The 19,972-nt window shown below is 60.4% G+C and carries 18 protein-coding genes; 10 read left to right on the plus strand and 8 right to left on the minus strand.

Translation table 11 applies throughout. The features are described from left to right. The 4 genes from H2Z84_RS21290 to H2Z84_RS09570 form a co-directional block, all read left to right on the plus strand. On the plus strand, positions 1-207 hold a 207-nt coding region (locus tag H2Z84_RS21290), incomplete at its 5' end, for an IS30 family transposase (RefSeq protein ID WP_181835795.1). A 900-nt stretch (positions 208-1,107) separates the two neighbouring features. Next, positions 1,108-2,481 carry a purine-cytosine permease family protein gene (locus tag H2Z84_RS09560; RefSeq protein WP_181835796.1) on the plus strand — a complete coding sequence of 458 codons (1,374 nt, stop codon included), beginning with the start codon at positions 1,108-1,110 and terminating at the stop codon, positions 2,479-2,481. A 330-nt stretch (positions 2,482-2,811) separates the two neighbouring features. Then, positions 2,812-3,516, plus strand: coding sequence for a glutathione S-transferase N-terminal domain-containing protein (locus H2Z84_RS09565; protein ID WP_181835797.1), 705 nt, complete (start codon positions 2,812-2,814; stop codon positions 3,514-3,516). Between the two features lie 95 nt (positions 3,517-3,611). Continuing rightward, positions 3,612-4,292, plus strand: a complete 681-nt coding sequence (locus H2Z84_RS09570; protein ID WP_181835798.1) for a hypothetical protein — start codon at positions 3,612-3,614, stop codon at positions 4,290-4,292. Positions 4,293-4,430: 138 nt separating this feature from the next. Here the strand turns inward: H2Z84_RS09570 and H2Z84_RS09575 are convergent, their stop codons facing one another. Both H2Z84_RS09575 and H2Z84_RS09580 read right to left on the minus strand, forming a co-directional pair. Then, positions 4,431-4,676: a GlsB/YeaQ/YmgE family stress response membrane protein gene (locus tag H2Z84_RS09575; protein WP_181835799.1), complete on the minus strand. Its 246-nt coding sequence runs from the start codon at positions 4,674-4,676 to the stop codon at positions 4,431-4,433. A 164-nt stretch (positions 4,677-4,840) separates the two neighbouring features. Further along, positions 4,841-5,575 carry a peptidylprolyl isomerase gene (locus H2Z84_RS09580; protein WP_181835800.1) on the minus strand — a complete coding sequence of 245 codons (735 nt, stop codon included), beginning with the start codon at positions 5,573-5,575 and terminating at the stop codon, positions 4,841-4,843. A gap of 253 nt (positions 5,576-5,828) precedes the next feature. Between H2Z84_RS09580 and H2Z84_RS09585 the strand changes: the two genes are divergently transcribed. Continuing rightward, positions 5,829-7,133 (plus strand): ferredoxin reductase family protein, encoded by a 1,305-nt coding sequence (locus H2Z84_RS09585; protein ID WP_181835801.1) that lies wholly within the window; start codon positions 5,829-5,831, stop codon positions 7,131-7,133. 15 nt (positions 7,134-7,148) lie between these two features. Here the strand turns inward: H2Z84_RS09585 and H2Z84_RS09590 are convergent, their stop codons facing one another. The 3 genes from H2Z84_RS09590 to coaBC all read right to left on the minus strand — a co-directional run bounded on the left by H2Z84_RS09590 (position 7,149) and on the right by coaBC (position 9,994). After that, positions 7,149-8,162: a GGDEF domain-containing protein gene (locus H2Z84_RS09590; protein ID WP_181835802.1), complete on the minus strand. Its 1,014-nt coding sequence runs from the start codon at positions 8,160-8,162 to the stop codon at positions 7,149-7,151. A 120-nt stretch (positions 8,163-8,282) separates the two neighbouring features. Then, positions 8,283-8,735, minus strand: a complete 453-nt coding sequence (gene dut / locus H2Z84_RS09595; RefSeq protein ID WP_059286425.1) for a dUTP diphosphatase — start codon at positions 8,733-8,735, stop codon at positions 8,283-8,285. Between the two features lie 80 nt (positions 8,736-8,815). Beyond that, a complete protein-coding gene (coaBC, locus tag H2Z84_RS09600) occupies positions 8,816-9,994 on the minus strand; it encodes a bifunctional phosphopantothenoylcysteine decarboxylase/phosphopantothenate--cysteine ligase CoaBC (RefSeq protein WP_181835803.1) in 1,179 nt (392 codons plus the stop codon). Between the two features lie 172 nt (positions 9,995-10,166). On the opposite strand from coaBC, the gene radC reads away from it, so the two are divergent. The 3 genes from radC to H2Z84_RS09615 all read left to right on the plus strand — a co-directional run bounded on the left by radC (position 10,167) and on the right by H2Z84_RS09615 (position 11,794). Then, a complete protein-coding gene (gene radC, locus H2Z84_RS09605) occupies positions 10,167-10,841 on the plus strand; it encodes a RadC family protein (protein WP_181835804.1) in 675 nt (224 codons plus the stop codon). Positions 10,842-10,959: 118 nt separating this feature from the next. Next, the gene (locus tag H2Z84_RS09610; protein WP_103526209.1) at positions 10,960-11,211 is read left to right on the plus strand and encodes a hypothetical protein; all 252 of its coding nucleotides are present in this window, start codon (positions 10,960-10,962) and stop codon (positions 11,209-11,211) included. A gap of 208 nt (positions 11,212-11,419) precedes the next feature. After that, the gene (locus H2Z84_RS09615; protein WP_059286423.1) at positions 11,420-11,794 is read left to right on the plus strand and encodes a Gfo/Idh/MocA family oxidoreductase; all 375 of its coding nucleotides are present in this window, start codon (positions 11,420-11,422) and stop codon (positions 11,792-11,794) included. 156 nt (positions 11,795-11,950) lie between these two features. Here the strand turns inward: H2Z84_RS09615 and H2Z84_RS09620 are convergent, their stop codons facing one another. The 3 genes from H2Z84_RS09620 to H2Z84_RS09630 all read right to left on the minus strand — a co-directional run bounded on the left by H2Z84_RS09620 (position 11,951) and on the right by H2Z84_RS09630 (position 15,295). Then, positions 11,951-12,559 carry a 3'-5' exonuclease gene (locus tag H2Z84_RS09620; protein ID WP_181835805.1) on the minus strand — a complete coding sequence of 203 codons (609 nt, stop codon included), beginning with the start codon at positions 12,557-12,559 and terminating at the stop codon, positions 11,951-11,953. Continuing rightward, on the minus strand, positions 12,559-14,364 hold the full coding sequence (locus tag H2Z84_RS09625; RefSeq protein WP_181835806.1) for a putative nucleotidyltransferase substrate binding domain-containing protein: 1,806 nt from the start codon (positions 14,362-14,364) through the stop codon (positions 12,559-12,561). The genes H2Z84_RS09620 and H2Z84_RS09625 overlap by 1 nt, the downstream gene beginning before the upstream one ends. Before the next feature lie 148 nt (positions 14,365-14,512). Beyond that, positions 14,513-15,295, minus strand: a complete 783-nt coding sequence (locus H2Z84_RS09630) for a class II glutamine amidotransferase (RefSeq protein WP_181835807.1) — start codon at positions 15,293-15,295, stop codon at positions 14,513-14,515. A gap of 255 nt (positions 15,296-15,550) precedes the next feature. Here H2Z84_RS09630 and pgaA point away from each other — a divergent pair, with 255 nt between their 5' ends. Both pgaA and pgaB read left to right on the plus strand, forming a co-directional pair. Beyond that, positions 15,551-17,968, plus strand: a complete 2,418-nt coding sequence (pgaA, locus tag H2Z84_RS09635) for a poly-beta-1,6 N-acetyl-D-glucosamine export porin PgaA (RefSeq protein ID WP_220272774.1) — start codon at positions 15,551-15,553, stop codon at positions 17,966-17,968. Beyond that, a complete protein-coding gene (gene pgaB / locus H2Z84_RS09640; protein ID WP_181835809.1) occupies positions 17,968-19,929 on the plus strand; it encodes a poly-beta-1,6-N-acetyl-D-glucosamine N-deacetylase PgaB in 1,962 nt (653 codons plus the stop codon). The genes pgaA and pgaB overlap by 1 nt, the downstream gene beginning before the upstream one ends. Positions 19,930-19,972: the final 43 nt, after the last annotated feature.

The following is a 19,972-nucleotide window of genomic DNA, read 5'->3' on the forward strand; positions in this document are numbered from 1 at the left end:
GAGAATACTAACGGTCTGCTACGGGAGTACCTGCCCAAGGGAGCGGATTTAAGCCAGTTTACCCAACAGGAACTGGATCAGATCGCTTGGAGCCTGAATAACCGGCCGCGCAAATCACTCGGGTTTATGAAGCCAAGCGAAGCATTCTGGGAATGTTGCTTCAATCTGGATATCAGAATTCCAAGCACCGTTGCACTTGGCCCTTGAAACCGCCAGCCAAAGAAAAGGCAACCCGCAGCGCGTCGAATTCCCGCCCCAGCCGCACCGCCCAGGGCGCGGCCGGAACTTGCGGCGCGCTACCGTCGCGCCGCTGCGGACAGCCGACCGCTTAACACCCTGGGCGGCACGCCCGTGTCGGCTCGCGCTGACGGGACCCGGTCTCGCCGAATTTGTTCTGGCTTGCAAAGAAAGGGCGTGACGAGCCAATTCGGCACTGGCTTTGGCTGGACTCTTGCACCTGGACAGTTGCACGACAACACCTACGCTATTGAGAGTTTCCCACCGAATCGACGCCACCCCATTCCCCGTCAGCCGCGCGGAAGCGGCAAGACAAAACATCATCCGCGTAAGCGGATTCCCACTAAGTACTCACTAGCTTAAAACTAACAACAAAAGCCACTTCGCGGGTCTCGCCGCCGCCGGCGAGGTCCTTTACTTTTGCTTCGCCACTTCGTCAACAGCAAGGACCCAAAGAAAAGGCGACCCGCAGCGCGTCGAATTCCCGCTCCAGCCGTGCCGCAGCAGTGACGGGACCCGGCGCGGAGCCACAGGCCATGCTTTTCCGTTCGCCGCGCGGAAAGCGGCAGGCAAACCATCATCCGTGTGAGCGGATACTCGCCCGGTGTTCTTCGCGGCGACATAAAAAGATAAAACCAAGTTCGCGGCTCCCGCCCGTGTCGGCTCGCGCGGACAGCGCCTGGTCTCGTGTTATCTCTCTGCTTTTCCCGATGCGGCAGCCTGGCTGTTTCCTGTGTGTAGAAAGCAACAGTGCTCATGCTGTTGCATTAAATGTATATTCATATTTGCGTAAATGAATATACATTTAACCACCCCTGCAGCGGACACCAGATAAAAAACGGACAGGGTCTGACGACAAAGGAGACATGAATGCAAGACAAGTATTCCATCGACTGGGTGCCGGATTCGGCACGTCACGGTCAACCGTTTCAGCAATTTACCCTGTGGCTTAGCGCAAATTTGCAGATCACTGCGATTGTGGATGGCGCACTGGCTGTCGTGTTTGGCGTACACGGCATCACTGCATTGCTGGGGCTATTGCTTGGCAATGTGCTGGGTGGTGCCGTGATGGCGCTGCATGCCGCACAGGGGCCTCGGCTGGGTCTGCCGCAAATGATTACCAGCCGGGTACAGTTTGGCGTGAAAGGTGCGGCCTTGCCCTTGCTGCTGGCCATCTTCATGTATCTGGGTTTTGCCACTACAGGCACAGTGCTGTCTGGCCAGGCGATCAACCGCATTCTCGGCACCGATGGTTCGCCGGTGGGGATGGTGGTGTTCGGCGTGATTACCGGAGTGATCGCCATTGCTGGTTACAATGTGATTCACAAGCTGGGGCGCATTGCCAGCGTGGTGAGTGTTGCCGGTTTTGGCTTTCTGGCCTGGCGCTTGCTATCCGCGCACCCGCTGGACACCTTGCTGGCTGGCCCGGATGGCGATATTAGCCAACTGCTGCTGGCGATGTCGTTGTCGGCTGGTTGGCAGCTGACTTTCGCACCGTATGTGGCGGATTACTCGCGCTATCTGCCTGCGGATACACCTACCGGGAAGGTTTTCTGGCCGGTTTTCCTCGGCACGGCCATCGGTGCGCAATGTGCCATGACCTTCGGTGTGCTGGTGGCCGGAGCCGGTGGTTCCTTCATCAAGAATCAGGTGGGGTTTATGGGCGAGTTGGCTGGTCCGGCACTGGCCATGGTGATTTATTTTGCCATTGTGGCCGGTAAATTGACGGTGAATTGCCTGAATGCTTACGGTGGTTTCATGTGTTCACTCACCATTGTCAGCGGCATGAATGGCGCTAGAAGTTACTCGCCCAGAACGCGTCAATTGGTGATCGCGCTGTTCATCATGCTGAGCGTGGTCTTGGCGGTGTTTGCCAGTCATGATTTCCTGGCTAATTTCAAGAATTTCGTTTTGCTGCTGCTGGTGGCTTTTGTGCCATGGAGTGCGGTCAATCTGATCGATTACTACCTGATCTCCCGCGAAAGAGTAGATATCCCTGCTTTGTACCGGGCAAATGGGCGCTATGGCGCGTACAACTGGCCGGCATTGATTAGCTACGGTGTGGGTATTCTGTCGCAAGTGCCATTTATCAGTCAGGCCATGTATACCGGTTTTGCTGTCAAGCTGCTGGGTAACACGGATATTTCCTGGATTGTAGGCCTGCTGGTGACTGCACTGGTTTACTACCCCTGGGCAAAGCGTACTACGCAAGTACCTGCTGCCATGATTTTTCCGATTTGTTAGCTTGCCAGAGCTGCCGGACAGGGGGTGGGTAGCTGTCCGGTTTTTCTGGGCTGCTTTGCTGTGACTATGGCGGGCAGCACTATCATTGTGCGAGGTTAGCGGCATGAGGGAATGGGTACCTGACCATAACCGGCCCGCCGCGTAGCTGCTTTGGGCTGATTTGCCTTTAGCCGGGCAAGCGAGCGGCACGTAGTACGGAGCAGGTCGGCCGATCCCTTGTAAAAACACAGCGTTCAATATCCTGACATTAAGCGCAGGCGGCTTTCCCCTTACACTCTAGTCTCAGTCCATCGCTTGATCCCACCATCTTCCAAGTGCAAAGGCTCCACCATGACCGACCTTTCCCTCTACCCGATTACCCGCAAATGGCCAGCCAGCCACCCGGACCAGCTGCAACTGTATTCGCTGCCCACCCCCAATGGGGTGAAAGTATCCATCATGCTGGAAGAGTGCGGCCTGCCTTACGAGGCACATCTGGTCAGCTTTGACAGCCAGGACCAGTTCAGCCCGGAATTCCTGTCACTCAATCCCAATAACAAGATTCCAGCCATCCTTGACCCCAAGGGGCCGGATGGCAAGCCGCTGGCCTTGTTCGAGTCCGGGGCCATCCTGCTGTATCTGGCCGAGAAGACCGGTCAGTTCCTGCCAGCTGATCCGGCACAGCGTTATGAAACCATCCAGTGGTTGATGTTCCAGATGGGTGGGATTGGCCCGATGTTTGGCCAACTGGGTTTTTTCCACAAATTTGCCGGCAAGGACTATGAGGACAAGCGCCCGCGTGACCGTTACGTGGCAGAGTCGCGCCGCTTGTTGGGCGTGCTGGATGCACGCTTGCAGGGCCGCTGCTGGATCATGGGTGATGATTACACCATTGCCGACATCGCCATCCTGCCTTGGGTACGTAATCTGGTTGGCTTCTATGGCGCGGGCGATCTGGTGGGCTATGACGATTTTGCCGAAGTACAGCGTGTGCTGGCGGCTTTTGTTGCCCGTCCGGCAGTCGGGCGCGGACTTCTGGTGCCGCAGCGGGGCTGAGTTCCAACTCAGGGTTGGCTGGCGACGCTATTGCATTGTCATTTTCGGCCTGGCGGCTTATTGTCTGCTTTTCATTATTTTGCCGGGAGTGATCGATGAAACACTTGCTATCCCGCCTGCTGGCCAGCGTGGTGCTGGCCTGGGCTTGCCTGTCTACTGCGGGGGCAGCCGAGCTGGATGAGGCCGCGTTGGCTGGCCATTACTGGCTGAAGAATGTGCGTGAAGTGGGCGGCGAGTTGCTGCTGCGGCCGGATGCCAGTTTTGAATGGTCGCTCACTTATGGCGCCATCGATCAGTTTGCGCAGGGCAAGTGGCGTCTGGAAAATGGCAAGGTGGTGTTGCAGGCGGCCGGCCCGCAGGGCTCTCCGCGCTTCCGGCTATTTGAGGAAGATGAGTTGAATATCCGCAAGCCGGCAGAGCCGGGTAGCTGGGTTGCGATTGTCGGCATGCCGCGGGTAGGGCCGGCTGCCGGCATGGCGGTGATGTTTGAAAGCGCTAGCGGCAAGCAGTGGCAGGCGGTGAGCGATCGTAGCGGCGATGCCATCGTCCAGGTGCCGGCTGGCGAAGCCTGGGCGCGTGCGGGCTTGCGCCGCCAGGGAGATAACGGCGACTGGCAGTGGTTTGCCATTCCGGCTGCTCGGGCAGAGGCCAGACTGGCCGCATTCGCTATCGATGACATCAGCCAGATAGCCCCGCAGCCCTTCCAACGCATGACGCTGCTACCGGTGGCTGGCACATTGCAGAGTGAGGATGGTGGGTTGGTGTATTCACGCTGAATGCATGACTCATGCCAGCCTGGTCTGCGGTTTATGCGTGATGAGCTGGCTGGCGGCTTCGGCATCAGTACGGAGCGCCTTGTGCACCAAATGGAAATGGCCCGTGAGGGCCATTTCCATTTCCCATACCAGTTGGCCTTAGCTGCGTTTGACCAGCCTTACCATCAGCAGCAGCACGACCGCACCGATCGTGGCTACGATGATGCTGCCTACCATGCCGTCACCAGCACCAACTCCAAGGCTGCGGAATAGAAATCCGCCCAGATAAGCACCGATGATGCCGAGCACCATGTCGCCAAACAGGCCAAGTCCTTCGCCTTTTACCAGCAAGCTGCCCAGCCAGCCGGCGATGATGCCGACCAGTAGAAACCAGATGAGATGCATGGTTGTTCTCCCTGTATTTGGGTCAGTATGACCCTAAGGCACCAGCCTAGCAGGCTGCTGGTTTGGCGGCAATATTTAAAACTGTTAATGTTTTTTGTTTAATGTTGGCATGTAAAAAAACCGGGAAACCCCGGTTTTCATGGCTGTGGCTATGTGCGAACAGCTTACAGTGCCGGCATGCTGTAGCCTTCGATCTTGGCGGCTTGTACCAGCCCGGCCAGATACTCGTGCATGGCCTTGTTGCCGGCCATCTGGGTCAGGTACTGCTGCAGGCGTTCCTTGATGTCGTCAAAGCCGATCTGGCCGCCCTGGGTACGTTCGTTGACCTGGATGATGTGGAAGCCAAACTGGGTTTGCACCAGGTTCGGGGTGATCTGGCCGGCTTCGGTACTGAATACGGCTTGTTCGAATTCCGGCACCATCTGGCCACGGCCAAACTGGCCGAGGCTGCCGCCTTGCTGGCCGGACGGGCAGGTGGAGTGTTCGCGGGCAAGGTCGGCAAAGCGGGCCGGGTTGGCCTGCACCTCGGCCAGCACGCCTTCGGCCTTGGATTTGGCCAGCATATTGCCCAATTCGTCGCCTGCACCCAGCGGGAACAGGATATGGCTGGCCACGGCGGATTCGCCGCTGGCAAAGCGTTCCGGGAATTCGTCGTAGAAGGCGCGGCAGGTGGCTTCGTCCACCGGCTCCACCTGGATTTCCTTTTCCAGCAGGGCACCGATGGCCGCGTTCGGATTGGCACCATCCAGGCCTTCGGCCTTGGCTTTTTGCAGCAGCAGTTCGCGCAGGATCAGTTCTTGTACGGTGGCATCGCGCGGATTGGGCGCGTCTGCGTGGTTTTCCTGTTCAGCCTGCACCATGGCTTCGGTGATTTCGACGCCGTTTACGATAATGGCCATGTGATTTTCCTGTGTGGGAGGGTAAGTGAGACGCTGCAAAATGTACGGCGTAGTGAAGTAGGGCATTAAATGGGGCTGCAGGGGCGGATGTCAATAGTGGCTAGTGATTCCGGCTGCGTTTACCGCAAATTGCTAATCATTGTTAATGTTGCGGTGGGCTTATTACAAAAACACATTTGCCGCTGCCGGCTTAAGCAGCACTTCATCTGCGGACGTTTCAATGTTCGGTATCAATAAAAAAAGGATACCGGGCATGAAAACATTCAGTTGGAAAACCCATCCGGTTGCCACGGCCATGCTGCTGACGGCGTTGGCATTTCTGCTTTGTCACGGGCTGTATATCGCCTGGCCAGACAATTATTTTGCCTGGCGGCATGAGCTCATGCTGTTCAGTGGGGTCGAGCTGATCATGCTGATGTCGCTGGGCATGCTGCTGGGCATGCGCCCGCTGTGGCTGGAAAAACTGTGGGGCGGGCTGGACAAGCTCTACGGCTTGCATCGCCGCTTGGGCATCGCCGCCGGGCTGATGCTGTCGGCGCACTGGCTGCTCGACCTGTCGCCGCGCTGGCTGATCCAGCTGGGCTTGATCGCCCCCAAGGTGCGGCATGGCGGCCCGCACCTGTTTTCCTGGACTAGCCTGGCCAAGCAGGTGGGCGAGTGGGCGGCCTGGGCCGTGTTGGGCCTGGTCATTATCGCCTTGCTGCGCATGGTGCCGTATGGCTTCTGGCGCAAGCTGCACAAGCTGTTTGCCCCGGTTTACCTGATGGGCGCTTTTCATAGTGCCATTCTGACGCCGCCTGCCTTCTGGTGGACGCCGCTGGGCTGGGTGCTGGCCGTGCTGCTGCTGGTGGGGAGCTACGCTGCGATGATGTCACTGCGGCGCAAGGTGGGCAGCCGGCAGCGGCATGTCGGCACCATCACGGCTATCGAGACACTGCCGGGAAACATGCTGGAGCTGCGTTGTGCCGTGCCGCGCTGGCCCGGTCATCTGGCTGGCCAGTTTGCCTTGCTGCGGCTTGATGCGGCAGAAGGCGCACATCCCTTTACCATCGCATCAGCCTGGCAGGGGCAGGGCGAGTTGCGCTTCGTTATCAAGGGGCTGGGCGATTACACCAGCAGCTTGCCTGGCCGCCTGCAGCGGGGAGCCGAGGTGGTACTGGAAGGGCCATATGGTGGGTTTACCGGTGGACGGGAAGGGCTGGCCGCGCAAGGTGCGCAAGTATGGGTGGCCGGAGGTGTGGGTGTGACGCCGTTTCTAGCCTGGCTACAGGCGCAGTGGCAGCCACTGCGCGCGCCGGTGGATTTCTTTTATTGCGTGCGCCATGCCGGCGAGGCTGTCAGGCTGGATGAGTTGCGCCATGCCTGTGAACGTCTGGGCGTGCGGCTGCACCTGCTGGAAAGTGCGCATGGCCAGCGTCTGACTGCACAGGCCTTGCCATCGATGGCGGCTGATGTGTGGTTTTGCGGACCAGACGGCCTGGGGAATAGCCTGCAACGTGAACTGGCCAGCCGGCCGCAGCCGCCGCGCTTCCACCACGAGGCTTTCTCTTTGCGTTGAGCGTGTCGGCAGCGGCTAGAACAGGTCGATATCGCCGCTGGCGACTTCCACCTCGTTGACGAAGCCCTGCGCTTGCAGGGCTTCAAACTGGTTGACCTGATTGCGGCCATTGGTTTTCGAGTGATAGAGCGCCTTGTCGGCGCGGTCGATCACCTGGGCTGGCACAAAACATTGGTCGAGTCGGGTAAAACCGATACTGACCGTGACCTGACCTACCTGCGGGAAGGGCTGATTGGAGATGCGTTCACAAAAGCCCTCCAGGATGACCTGGGCTTTTTCTGCACTGACTGCACGAAACAGGATGGCGAACTCTTCGCCGCCATAGCGGTACAGGCCGTCTTCTTCGCCAAAAAACTGCTGCATGCGCTGCGCCAGCATCAGCAGCACCTCATCACCGATGATGTGGCCGTAGTTATCGTTGACCCGTTTGAAATGATCGATATCCAGCAAGGCAAGAAAGGGGACCCGGGGTAATTCGTCATGCTGGCTGGCGACCAGGGTATAGAGCTGGGAGTCGAACTTGCGGCGGTTGTTAAGCCCGGTCAGGGTATCGCTGTCGGAGGCGTGCAGCAGGTTGAGGAAGTTTTCGTGAATGCGTGCCAGTGCCAGCAGCAAGGTGTGGTCGACTGCGCTGTCGTGGTTCGGCGTGACCATCAGCACCGCCACCACCTGGTTGATCTGGTAGAGCGGCACGCACAGGCCGGTTTCGGTCTGGTAAACCGGCTGGCGCTCCTCCTGCTGGGTCAGAATGCGCAGGATTTTGCTGTTGGGCAAGGCCCAGGGCTGGTTGGGGAGCGCTGCCTGATCGGGCTGATCAAGCTGGATGCGCCACCAGGGATGGCCATCAATCCAGCGGCAGTTGTAGAGCGCCACGGTACAGTCAGGCATCAATTCGCGCAGTGTGGTGAGCAGACTGATTTCCAGCGTCCTGCGTTCGCGCTGGGCAGTCAGCTCAACCAGGCTGCCCAGTATTTCTGGGAGAGGATAACCTGTTGGCATAGTATCCGGAGTGGTCCTGCTCGTTTCCATGGTGGTGTCCGGCACGGATGCGGCATTCATGACAAGGTGATGAATGCAGTATATGCAGCGCTGACAGGTTTTTCCATGTAGGGACAGCCCATGCTTTCAGCCTGGCTGTCCCTGCTTGTTTCAACTGCGGCCAGTACTACCAAAACCGCCTTCGCCACGTTCCGACTGGCTGAAATCATCGACCAGATTGAACTGCACCTGTACTACCGGCACGATGATCATCTGCGCGATACGCTCCAGTGGAGCCAGCCGGAAAGCGGTATGGCCACGGTTCCATACCGAGACAAACAGCTGTCCCTGATAGTCGGAGTCGATCAGCCCCACCAGGTTGCCCAGCACGATGCCGTGCTTGTGGCCCAGGCCCGAGCGCGGCAGGATCATGGCGGCCAGTTTGGGGTCGGCAATGTGGATGGCCATGCCGGTGGGTACCAGCTGGGTTTCACCCGGAGCAATCAGCAGGTCTTTGTCGATGGCTGCGCGCAGGTCGAGGCCGGCAGAGCCGGGCGTGGCGTAGTCGGGCAGGTTGTCGTGCAGGCGCGGGTCCAGCACTTTGACGTCTACAACAGGTTTCATGATGGTATTCCTGCAATAAGGAGTGGGCAGGCAGGCGCACTGGCCTGCCTTGTCTAGGCATGTCGGCTGGAGGTTGCGACTCAGCGGTTCAGCATGGCGGCCAGGTGCTCGACGATGGCCCTGGCCACGGCGGGCTTGGGCATTTCCGGCAGCGCGTGCTCACCGGCATCATCCAGCAATACCACCTGGTTGCTATCCGCACCCATGGCGTGTTGCGCCAGATTGGCTACCAGCAGTGGCAGCCGTTTTTTCTTGCGTTTGCGCTCGGCAAACTCCAGCAGGTTCTGGCTTTCGGCGGCAAAGCCGACACAGAACGGTGCTGCCGGCAGGCTGGCGACGCTAGCCAGAATATCCGGGTTTTCTTCCAGTTCGATGACCGGTAGACCGGCTTCTTTCTTGATTTTGTGCGCAGAGCGGTTTTTCACCCGGTAGTCCGCTACGGCGGCCACCGCGATGAAGATATCGGCCCGGCCCACTTCCTGCATCACGCTATCGTGCATCTGGCGTGCGCTGTCGACATTGATACGCGTCATGCCGATGGGGGCCGGCATGCCGGTGGGCCCGGAAATCAGCGTGACTTCGGCGCCGGCATCACGACAGGCGCGGGCCAGGGCGTAGCCCATCTTGCCGGAGCTGATATTGGTGATGCCACGCACGGTATCGATGGCTTCATAAGTGGGGCCGGCGGTCAGTACCACTTTCTTGCCGGCCAGACTTTGGACGGTGAAGAAACCTTCCAGCATTTCGGCGAGCTCTTCCGGCTCCAGCATGCGGCCTTCGCCCACTTCGCCACAGGCTTGCTCGCCGGAGGCTGGTCCCCATACTGCCACCCCGTCGGCCCGCAGTTGGGCGACATTACGCTGGGTCGGCGGGTTCTGCCACATCTGGCGGTTCATGGCTGGTGCCACGATGAGCGGACAGGTCCGCGCGGCGGCCAGGGTGGAGATGAGGTCATCGCTGACGCCATGCGCCAGCTTGTAGAGCAGATTGGTACTGGCCGGGGCGATCAGAAATACATCGGCGCGGCGCGACAGTTCGATGTGCGCCATGGCGTTGTCCGGGCGCGGGTCCCATAGATCGCTGTAGACAGCATGGCCGGACAGGGCCTGAAAGGTAAGCGGGGTAACGAAACGGGTGGCTGCCTCGGTCATCACCACCTCGACCTGGTGGCCGGCCTTGACCAGCAGGCGGGTCAGTTCGGCGGCCTTGTAGGCGGCAATGCCGCCGCTCACGCCAAGCAGGATGCGTCTGGCTGTCATGGGGCTTCTCAACGTGCTGTGCAGTAAAGGCGAAAGTGTACCGGATTTTGTCCAGAGCCGCGCTGCGGCTTGCAACTGGCCCTTGGCAAGGCGAGTGGCGGACTGGGCGGTGGATATGATGATTGCCGACTGCCTGCAAACAGGCTATGACCAGAGTAAGGGTGACACATTCATGTCCATTAATGATTGGCCGCTGGCCGAGCGACCACGCGAAAAACTATTGGCACAAGGTGCGGCTGCCCTGTCGGACGCCGAGTTACTGGCCATTTTCCTGCGTACAGGTATTCGTGGCATGACGGCGGTGGACATGGCGCGGCAGTTGCTGGGGCAGTTCGGTTCGCTGGCAACACTGCTGGGCTGCCGCCTGGATGATTTCGAGCGCTGTCCAGGATTGGGTGCAGCGAAATATGCCCAGCTGATGGCATGCAAGGAACTGGCGCGACGGGCGCTGGCCGAGGAAATGAATCTCAGTGATGCGCTGCAAAGCCCGGCGGCGGTAAAGGATTACCTGCGCTGGGTGATCGGGCGGCGCGATGTCGAGGTGTTTGTGGTGCTGTTCCTGACGGCACAGCATCGGGTGATTACGGTGGAAGAGGTATTCAGCGGCACCCTGACCGAAACCAGGGTTTATCCACGGGAAGTGGCGCGGCGCTGTCTGCAGCACAATGCCGCCGGGGTGATCGTGGCACACAACCATCCCTCGGGCGTGGCAGAGCCGTCGGCGGCGGATCGCAGTCTCACCGACAGCCTGCGGGAAACGCTGGCACTGGTGGATTGCCGCCTGCTGGACCATTTTGTGGTGACGGGCAGCCAGGCGGTGTCGTTTGCCGAGCTGGGCTGGTTGTAAAGGAGGGTGCGGATCGGTGTTGCGGCGGCCTGACAGTGCTGCGGTAGCTGACGGGCGCATCGGGTGGATGACTGTCGGCTGTGATCTTGTCTCGCAACTGCATCACAAGGAGCTTGTCATGAACATCCTGCGCTTGCTGAATGAGTCGGATTACATTCAGGTCAACAACCAGTTTATCAAGCCGGACCAGCACGGTGCGTCGGAGGAATTTGCCGATGAGGACGATGTGGTGCTGGAGGCCCATGTCGATGGCCAGGATCTGGTGCTGACGCTGGGCGATCTGGAAGATGCCACGCCGCTGGCCGATGGCGGCTTCTGGCTGGAGGGGGTGGGGTATCTGCGCTTCCTGTCGCGCCAGAGCCTGCACTGACGCCTGCCTGCCATGGCTGTCATGGCTGTTATCCAAACCCGGTTTGCTCCGGGTTTTTGTTGTCTGTCACCCGGCCTGGCAGCAGTATTTTGCCTTGGGCCACGCGCTGGCTGCATGCAGTTTGATTTGTCTCAAATCCACGCGCCGTTCTGGCTGCTAGAGTGTCGGCTCTTATTCTAAAGGCATAATCTGCCGCATCGAGGGTGACATGGAAAAATTCAGGATCGGCATGATAGGCGCGGGTGTAACTGGTGCCCCGCTGCTCCGGCAACTGCTGGATGCCCCGTTTGTCGAGATGGTTGGGGTGGCTGATCTGGATTTGCGTCTGCCCGGTATCGAACTGGCTCGCGAACGCGGCGTACCGGTGACCAGCAACTTCATCGAGATTGCCGAGCAGGGCGATCAGGTTGACATCATTATCGACGTGACCGGCTCCCGCAAGGTACGCGAAGACCTGCGCCGTTTCATGCAGTTTTCCGGCAACAGCCATACCGTGATCGTGCACGAGCGTATCGCCTTGCTGATGATGTCGCTGGGCGCTGGCAAGCAGGTGGAGACCCAGCACGAGGAATTGGGCTACTAAGCGCCACTAACAAAAGCCCTGCTGCGGCCTTGCGCCTCTTTGCTCCAGGAACGCTTCGTTATTTTGTTAGCCGCCCCAGCTTCCGGCGGTGTCGTATGCAGCAAATAGAAAACCCGGCCACGGCCGGGTTTTTGCATGGCATGACCGGCTTCTGTTTCAGCCGAATCCGCGCTGTTGCAGGCTCAGGTACAGCATGCCGGCGGTGATGGCATCGTTGAGCGCATCATGGCGCGGCAGGGCGGGGATTTGCAGGTCTTCGTTCAGCACCGACAGCCGCAGGTCGATATAGGCTCCCGGGTTCTGCTTGAACTTGTAATCGTAATAGCGGCCGGAGATTTCGATCTGACGATTAGGCAGGCCAATGCCGGTGATGGCGCGCACGTATTTGTTGAGCACCGCGACATCGTATTCCAGGTAATAACCGACCAGTGGCCGGCCACCAATGAAGTCCAGCAGCTGCCGCACGGCGGTGTCGGCATCCAGGCCTTCGGACACGTCCATCGGGCGCAGGCCGTGGATGCTGATATTGCGGCTTTCCAGCTTGCGCGTGGGTTTGACCAGCACATAAAACGCCTGGCTGGACAGAATGCGATTGCCGCGCAGCCGCACCGCCCCGATGGACAGCAGTTCTGCTTCCTGTACCTTGAGGCTGGTGGTTTCGCAGTCCACGCTGACCACTTCCTCGTCCAGCTCCTCGAACAAGGTGGCATAGCGCGGATCTTTCAACTGGCGGCGCTGCCATTGCCGCTTCAGCCGGGCCAGCATCAAAAACTCCCCAGACGGAAGTGATGGCGCAGCTGGGCGCGGAATTTTTTCACCACCCCCAGTGCATCCTTGAGCAAGTCGCGTTCCAGCGTGGAGAGCTGGTCTGGTTCGATCTGATTACCCGGCAGCTTGCCCAGCGACACTTGCTGCAGGCCCTGACTGAGCTTGAGGGTGAGCAGGAAGGACAGCGACTCGGCAATTTCGCTGCTTAACTCCTTGTCCAGATGGCCGGCTTCGGCCAGCGCGTGCAGGCGGTCGAAGGTGTTGCACTGGTTCAGGCCATGTTCCAGCGCCAGCGAGCGCACGCCATGCACCAGCGGGAAAATGCCGCCTTTTTTAAGGTCGAGCACGGCCTTGCCATTACGTTCCTTGGTCAGAAGGTGCGAGAACAGCCCCAGCGGGGTGTCGAACTGCTCGATGGCGCGGGCGAAGCGCGAGAAGAAGCTGGCATCGTCACGCAACTGGCGCATCAGGTAATCATGGCTGTTCTGCAGCAGGCTGGCATCGCCGGCTACGGCCTCTGCATCCACGTAAATGGCCAGATTCATTAGTGCAAGGCCGTCCGGCTGATAGACCCATTGGTGAATCTGCTGCTGCAGCTGGCTTTCGGTCAGGCGCCAGGCGGCATTGTTGACCATGATTTGCCCCTGGCAAGGCGGGTAGCCAAAGCGCGCCAGGGCGGCGGAAAAAGCCTCGCAAATGGCGGGCAATTCGGGATGGTTGAAACCGTTGCGCAGGATGAGGGCGTTGTCCTGGTCGGTTTTCAGTATCTGCTCGCCACGGCCTTCGGAGCCCATCACCAACAAGCAGCTGTTCTGTTGCAGCTCTGGTGGGGCCAGTAATTGCCAGGTACGGGCGAACAGCCGCGCATTGAGGGTTTGCACCAGCCGGCCCAGTTGCGGGGCCTTGACGCCGTGGCTGAACAGGATTTGTACCAGGCGGGTGATCTGGCCGGCGATATCGGCCAGTTCGTCCAGGGTGTCCGCCCGTTCCAGGCGCTGGGCAATCAGGTGCGAGTGGTTGGAGAAGTAGGACAGGATGTCCACCTGCGACAGAATGCCGATGGCCTCGCCGTTATCTGTCACCACCAGGCGGCGGATATTGCGCCGGGTCATGATCAGCAGGGCATTGAACAGGAAGTCGCCCACGTCGACGGTGAGCAATTCGAATTGGCACAGCTCGGCCAGCGGGGTGGTGCCGGGGATTTCCTTGAGCACGATGTCGCGAAAATCGGTGGTGGTGAAAATGCCCAGCTTGCCATCTTGGCGTACCAGTACTGATTTGACCTTCTTTTCCTTCATCACCCGCGCAGCGTCGCGCACGCTGCAATCGCCATCGACAAAGACCGGGGTGCGGCCGCCCACATCGCGCACGGTGGCGGTGAGCAGGGTTTGCAGTTCGCGGTTGCCGGCCCGTTGCGCCATGCTGCCGAATTTTTCCGACACGCTGGCATAGAAATACGCTCCAAAGCGCGGGTTCTGCTCGGTCAGTGCCAATACCACATCGCGCGGCAGGGTGTAGACCAGCGCTTCCTCGTGTACCACAAAGCGGTGCGGGGTATGGCCGGCCACCATGGCGCGGGCATCGAAGGTATCGCGCTCGCGGTAGAGGGTGATGACTTCGTCGCCAGCCATTTCCCGTACGCTGCCCTTGAGCACCACATACAGCGCTTCCACCCGCTCGTTCGGGCTGAGCAGGCATTCCTCGTCAGCAAAAAACTGGATGTCGGCGTTTTTTTCCAGCGTTTGCTGCTCGCTGGGGCTGAGGGTATCGAAGGGCGGGTGGCTGAAATCGAATCGGCTCATGTGGTCTTCCTGTAGCGCTATTGTTATCCATGGCTGCGAGAGGGGCTTTGCCAGCAGCATAACGCGGAAGTGGCGGGGCGCAAATGTGAAAAAGCCGTTTCTGGCGAGAAACGGCTGTGTTGCTGTAGCGGGGGGCGCTGCTTGTGGATCAGCTGTCGGCAGAGCTGACCAGCAAAGGTGCGCCGTCACGGAACAGCAATAGCTGGCCGGGCTGCAGTTGGGTCCAGCTTTCATTGTCGGTCAGCGGCTGGGTGGCCACCACCGCCACGCGGTCGTGGGGCGTGGTGACGGTGGAGAAATCCACGGTGACGTCGTCGTCCACCAGGTGGGCTTTGTTGAACGGTGCCTGGCGAATGATGTAGTGCAAGTGCGTGGCACAGTGGGCAAACAGCACTTCGCCATTGCTCAGCATGAAGTTGAATACGCCATGCTGACGTATCTCGGCGGCCAGACGGTTGATTTCGGCAAACAACTCGTCCAGCTGTGGCGCGCTGCACCATTTGCGACGTAGTTGTTCCAGCAGGTAGCAGAAAGCGCCTTCCGAATCGGTGCTGCCAACCGGATTGAAGTGGCAGCCAGCTTCGGGCTGGAAGGTTTTCAGATCGCCATTGTGGGCAAAGATCCAGTACTGGCCCCACATCTCGCGCATGAAGGGGTGGGTATTGGCCAGATTGACCTCACCCTGGGTGGCTTTGCGGATGTGGGCGATGACGTTTTGCGACTTAATCGGGTAGTTGCGTACCAGATGGGCAACGGCCGACTCAACCGAGGGTTTGTCATCCAGAAAAATGCGGCAGCCCTTGCCCTCGAAAAAGGCGATGCCCCAGCCATCGGCATGGTGATCGGTCAGGCCGCCACGGCGGTGAAAGCCTTCGAAGGAAAACAGGATGTCGGTCGGGGTATTGCAGTTCATGCCTAGTAGCTGGCACATGAGGTCATAGCTCGCAAATAGGGGTGTATCGGGTGTGGCAGCCAGTCTGGGCGCGCCATCTGGCCTGTTCCGAGCATAGTCGATTCGGGCTGTAGCGACAATTGGCGGGCGCGAAATCCATGCGTGCTTATTTGATAGATAATATTAATTCACAATTTAAAACTTGATTATGCCGTTGTCGCGACATAAGATTTTATTAAACACTATTTAAATTAGTTGTTTAATATAAGCGTGGCGACAATGAAACAAAACTGCATGTCCAGCCTGCTACTTGGCTTGTGCATGGCTAGCAGTAGCCTGATGGCGGAAATCCCCCTGTGGCAGCAAGCCGACTACGTGGCTGCCATTCTCAAAGCACGTGCCGGCGAACCGGCGGCGGCGCTAGCCATGCTGGAAAACCAGCGCGCCCGCTCCCCCTTGCAGGGCAGCCTGTTCGACGATTACCTGACCCTGTTGTGCTGGAGTGGCCGGCCGGCCGATGCGCTGGCCAGCCTGCCATCGCCGCATGATGGCTTGCGCAGCGACACCCTGGCCTTGCTGGCTCGCGCTGCGCGTGACACGCGGCGCTACCCGCAGGCGGTAGCGCTTTACCAGACACTGTTGCAGCGTGAGAACCGTGCCGACTGGACGGCTGGCTTGGCCATGGCGCAGGCCGAGGCAGGCCAGATAGCAGATGCCCGCCGCACGCTGGAGCAGGCTGCTGCGGTAGCACCTGCTGGCGATGCGCGCGAGCTGGTGCGGGCGCGGGCCTATGTGCTGATTCAGGCCGGGCAGCTGACCGAGGCACTGGCCTATCTGCAAGACCGGCAAAGCGATTACCCGCACGACACACCGCTGCAAAACCTGCTGGTCGAGGTGCAACTGCGGCTGGGCATGCCGGAGCAGGCCTTGGCCACGCTACGCCAGCAAGACCACCCCGATCCTGTTTTGCAGCGCCAGGCCGAGCTGGATCATGCCGCCACGCTGAGCCGCTGGGGCCGCATGCAGGAAAGTCTGCAAAACGGCAGCGGGCGGCATGCGCAGACCGATGCCGCACTGACGCTGAACCAGCAGCTGCTGGATGCACTGCCGGCCGGTGACAGCCGTCTTGGCAACCGGGTGCTGGACGACCGTTTGCAGATGCTGACCCAGCGCGGCCGTTTTGCTGAGACGATTCAGCTCTACCAGTCGCATCCGGGGCTGCCACTTAGCGCATACGGTTTGGCGGCAACCGCAGATGCCTATCTGGCACAGCGCCAGCCGCAAGCCGCTGTGCCCTTGTATCGCGAGGCCATCCGTGGCAATCCCGCTGCCGACGAGGCGCTGGATTGGCGCAGTGCTCTGGTGTACGCCTTGCTGGAGAGTAATGACTTTACCGGCGTCCGCGCCGAACTGGCCGCCATGCGTACCACCACGCCGCGTGTGCGCAGCAATGCCGCCGGCCAGCGCAGTTTTAATCCGGACTATCAACGCGTGCTGCTGCTGGATGCCATGCTGGCGGCCTACCAGGACCAGACCCGGGCCGCCTGGCAGCAAGTGGAGCTATTGCTGCGCGATGCTCCCTTCAATACCGAACTGCGGCAGAACCAGGCAGCGCTGGCCTTGCAACGCGGCTGGCCGCGCCGTGCCGGTGACATTTACCGTCGCTTGCAGGTGGATGATCCGGCCTCGCTCGAGGCCCGCGCCGGGTTGGCCAGCGTGGCGCTGGATACCTGGGAGTATCCGCAGGCGGCAGCCATCCTGGGCGAACTGCGGCAACAGCGGCCGGACTGGACAGAACTGGACAAGCTGCAGCGCAGCTACGACTGGTCGCAACGGCCGGAGCTGACGGTAGAGGCCGGGCGCGACCTGTCCGGCGGCCAGGGCAGTAGCGAACAGAATGCCTGGGATACCCTGTCACGGTTGTATTCCTCCCCCTTCGGCCACTGGCGGCTGTTTGCCCAGCATCAGCTGCAGCGGGCCAGCTATGTCGATCAGCCGGAGCCGGCCAGCTATGAAACTGGCGGCTTGGGGCTGCAATACCGCAGCGCGCAGGGCAGTGGCGAGTTTGGCCTGCTGGCTGGCATGGATGGTCAGCAGCAGGCTGGCGCCTTTGCCGGCTACAGCTGGACGCCGGATGACCAGTGGACTCTCGGTGCACGCTACGAGCAGAACAGTGCCGACACCCCGCTCAAGGCGCGGCTGAGCCAGACCCGTGGCAACAAGGCCGAGCTGCAGGCGGGCTACCGGGTGGATGACTACCGCCAGTTTTCCCTGCAACTGAGTCAACTGTCGCTGTCCGACGGCAATCTGCGCCAGTCGCTGGGTGGCGGCTGGACCGAGCGCTGGCATAGCGGCCCGCTCTACAAGCTGGACAGTACGTTATGGCTGGCTGCCAGCCACAATCGCGACACGCCTTCCGCCCTGTATTTCAATCCGCGGAGCGATAGCGAAGCCGACCTCACCATTACCCAGGACTGGCGCTTGTGGGGCCATTACGACAACAGCCTGCATCAGCGGCTGGGGCTGACGCTTGGCACATACCAGCAGCAAGGCTATGGCAGTGGCGGCGTATGGGGGCTGATGCTGGAGCAGGAATGGCGCTGGGGCGAGCGTGCCAGCCTGCGTTATGGCTACACCCGGGTACGTCACCCCTATGACGGCCAGGCTGATTTTGGCAGCAAGGTTTATCTGAATATCGATTGGCGGTTCTGATGAAAACGAAACAATGGTTTTTGCTGATGTGGCTGGCCCTGTGCACACTGTTTGCGCTGGCCGCGCCGGTGCAGGCCGGCTCCGGGCTGATCATTCTGTGTTACCACGAAGTGGGGCAGCCAGATGAGCGCAGCAGCGACCCCTTTGCTGTGGATGCCCGCAGCCTGGTGCGGCAGATGGAATGGATGCGCGGGCAGGGTTATCAGTTTGTCAGCGTGGAGGATGTGCTGGCCGACCGTGCCGGCAAGAAGCCGCTGCCGGACAAGGCGGTGCTGCTGACTTTCGATGACGGCTACCGCAGCGTCTATACCCAGGTCTATCCGGTATTGCGCAGCTTTCATGCGCCGGCGCTGATAGCGCTGGTGGGGAGCTGGCTGGAGGCTGCGGATGGCGAGCAAGTGCGTTATGGCGAGGGCCTGGTGCCACGCAGCACCTTTCTGAGCTGGGCGCAGATCCGCGAAATGCAGGCCAGCGGCCTGGTCGAGGTGGCTAGCCACAGCTATGCCGAGCATTTTGGCCAACAGGCCAATCCGCAGGGCAATAGCGAGCCGGCCATTACTTCGCTTGCCTGGAAAGCAGGCGGCTATGAAACCCCGGAAGCCTACCAGGCGCGTGTCCGTGCCGATTTGCAGCGCAACAGTGAGTTGATCAAGGCGCGTCTGGGCCGCGCACCACGGGTGATGGTATGGCCCTATGGCAGCTATACCCGCGAAACGGCGGCCATCGCCGGCGCACTGGGCATGCCGCTGACCATGAGCCTGGACGAGGGCATCAATACGCGGCAGACCCCGCTGGCCGGGCTGCGCCGACTGCTGCTGGACGCCAATATGAGCGTGGCCGATCTGGCCTGGCAGTTCCAGCAGCTGGAAACCTGGCCGGACGGCATTCGGCCCGAGCCCAGCCGCATCATGCATGTCGATCTCGACTATATCTACGACCCCGATCCGGCGCGGCAGGAAGCAAACCTGGGCCGTCTGCTGGAGCGGGTCAAGGCCATGGGGGCCAGCACGGTCTATCTGCAGGCCTTTGCCAACCCCGAAGGCGATGGCGTGGCGCGGTCGCTGTATTTCCCCAATCGCCACCTGCCGATGCGGGCTGATCTGTTCAACCGTGCAGTCTGGCAATTGCGCACCCGTGTTGGCGTGCGCGTCTACGCCTGGATGCCGCTGCTGGCTTTCGATCTGCCGCGTGAAAACCCCTTGCGCCAGCAAAGAGTGCTGGCTCTGGGGCGGCAGGGGCTGCCGGAGCAGCAGGGCTATATCCGGCTGAGCCCGTATTCGGCCGAGTCGCGGCAGACCATACGCGAGATTTACGAAGACCTGGCGCGCAGCGTGCAGTTTGACGGCCTGCTGTTCCATGACGACGCCACCCTGTCCGATGTGGAAGACATCAGTGGAGCCGCCATGGCAGCCAACCGCGCCATGGGCCTGCCGGACTCACTACCCGCATTGCAGCAGGACGAGGCAGCCCTGCAGCGCTGGAACGACAGCAAGATCAAGCTGCTGGACGACTTCACACTGGAGCTGGCACAAGTGGTGCGCACCTGGCAGCCCACGCTGAAAACCGCCCGTAATCTCTACGCCGGGGTGGTGATGAATCCGGCGACGGAAAGCTGGTTTGCCCAGTCCTATGCCACGGCGCTGCAGCACTACGACCGTGTGGCCGTCATGGCCATGCCCTATATGGAAAACGCCGCACAACCACGGCAATGGCTGCGCCAGCTGTTTGACAAGGTAAAGGCCGTGCCCGGTGCGCTGGATCGCACGGTGTTCGAATTGCAGGCGCGTGACTGGCGCAACGGCAAGCCGATTCCCACCCGGGAAATGGCCGAAGTAGTGGATGAGTTGCACACCCGCGGCGCACGCCACATTGCCTATTACCCGGACGACCTGTTCCAGGACCAGCCGCGGCTGGCCGATTTCAAGGCGGCATTTTCCATGCGCAGCCGTCCCGAACAGTAAGTGCTACCGGCCGTGTGCCGGCCCCCCGTCCCCAGCCCGGCGG

It is taken from the genome of Aquitalea aquatica (assembly GCF_013911085.1).
Classification (GTDB): Bacteria; Pseudomonadota; Gammaproteobacteria; order Burkholderiales; family Chromobacteriaceae; genus Aquitalea; species Aquitalea aquatica.

Coding starts and splice junctions, on each gene's coding strand:
- H2Z84_RS09580 (WP_181835800.1), bottom strand. CDS start 5,575: ATGGCCATTATCGTAAACGGCGTCGAAATCACCGAAGCCATGGTGCAG.
- H2Z84_RS09610 (WP_103526209.1), top strand. CDS start 10,960: ATGAACATCCTGCGCTTGCTGAATGAGTCGGATTACATTCAGGTCAAC.
- H2Z84_RS09565 (WP_181835797.1), top strand. CDS start 2,812: ATGACCGACCTTTCCCTCTACCCGATTACCCGCAAATGGCCAGCCAGC.
- coaBC (WP_181835803.1), bottom strand. CDS start 9,994: ATGACAGCCAGACGCATCCTGCTTGGCGTGAGCGGCGGCATTGCCGCC.
- pgaA (WP_220272774.1), top strand. CDS start 15,551: ATGTCCAGCCTGCTACTTGGCTTGTGCATGGCTAGCAGTAGCCTGATG.
- H2Z84_RS09575 (WP_181835799.1), bottom strand. CDS start 4,676: ATGCATCTCATCTGGTTTCTACTGGTCGGCATCATCGCCGGCTGGCTG.
- H2Z84_RS09590 (WP_181835802.1), bottom strand. CDS start 8,162: ATGGAAACGAGCAGGACCACTCCGGATACTATGCCAACAGGTTATCCT.
- H2Z84_RS09630 (WP_181835807.1), bottom strand. CDS start 15,295: ATGTGCCAGCTACTAGGCATGAACTGCAATACCCCGACCGACATCCTG.
- dut (WP_059286425.1), bottom strand. CDS start 8,735: ATGAAACCTGTTGTAGACGTCAAAGTGCTGGACCCGCGCCTGCACGAC.
- H2Z84_RS09560 (WP_181835796.1), top strand. CDS start 1,108: ATGCAAGACAAGTATTCCATCGACTGGGTGCCGGATTCGGCACGTCAC.
- H2Z84_RS09570 (WP_181835798.1), top strand. CDS start 3,612: ATGAAACACTTGCTATCCCGCCTGCTGGCCAGCGTGGTGCTGGCCTGG.
- H2Z84_RS09625 (WP_181835806.1), bottom strand. CDS start 14,364: ATGAGCCGATTCGATTTCAGCCACCCGCCCTTCGATACCCTCAGCCCC.
- H2Z84_RS09585 (WP_181835801.1), top strand. CDS start 5,829: ATGAAAACATTCAGTTGGAAAACCCATCCGGTTGCCACGGCCATGCTG.
- pgaB (WP_181835809.1), top strand. CDS start 17,968: ATGAAAACGAAACAATGGTTTTTGCTGATGTGGCTGGCCCTGTGCACA.
- H2Z84_RS09620 (WP_181835805.1), bottom strand. CDS start 12,559: ATGCTGGCCCGGCTGAAGCGGCAATGGCAGCGCCGCCAGTTGAAAGAT.
- H2Z84_RS09615 (WP_059286423.1), top strand. CDS start 11,420: ATGGAAAAATTCAGGATCGGCATGATAGGCGCGGGTGTAACTGGTGCC.
- radC (WP_181835804.1), top strand. CDS start 10,167: ATGTCCATTAATGATTGGCCGCTGGCCGAGCGACCACGCGAAAAACTA.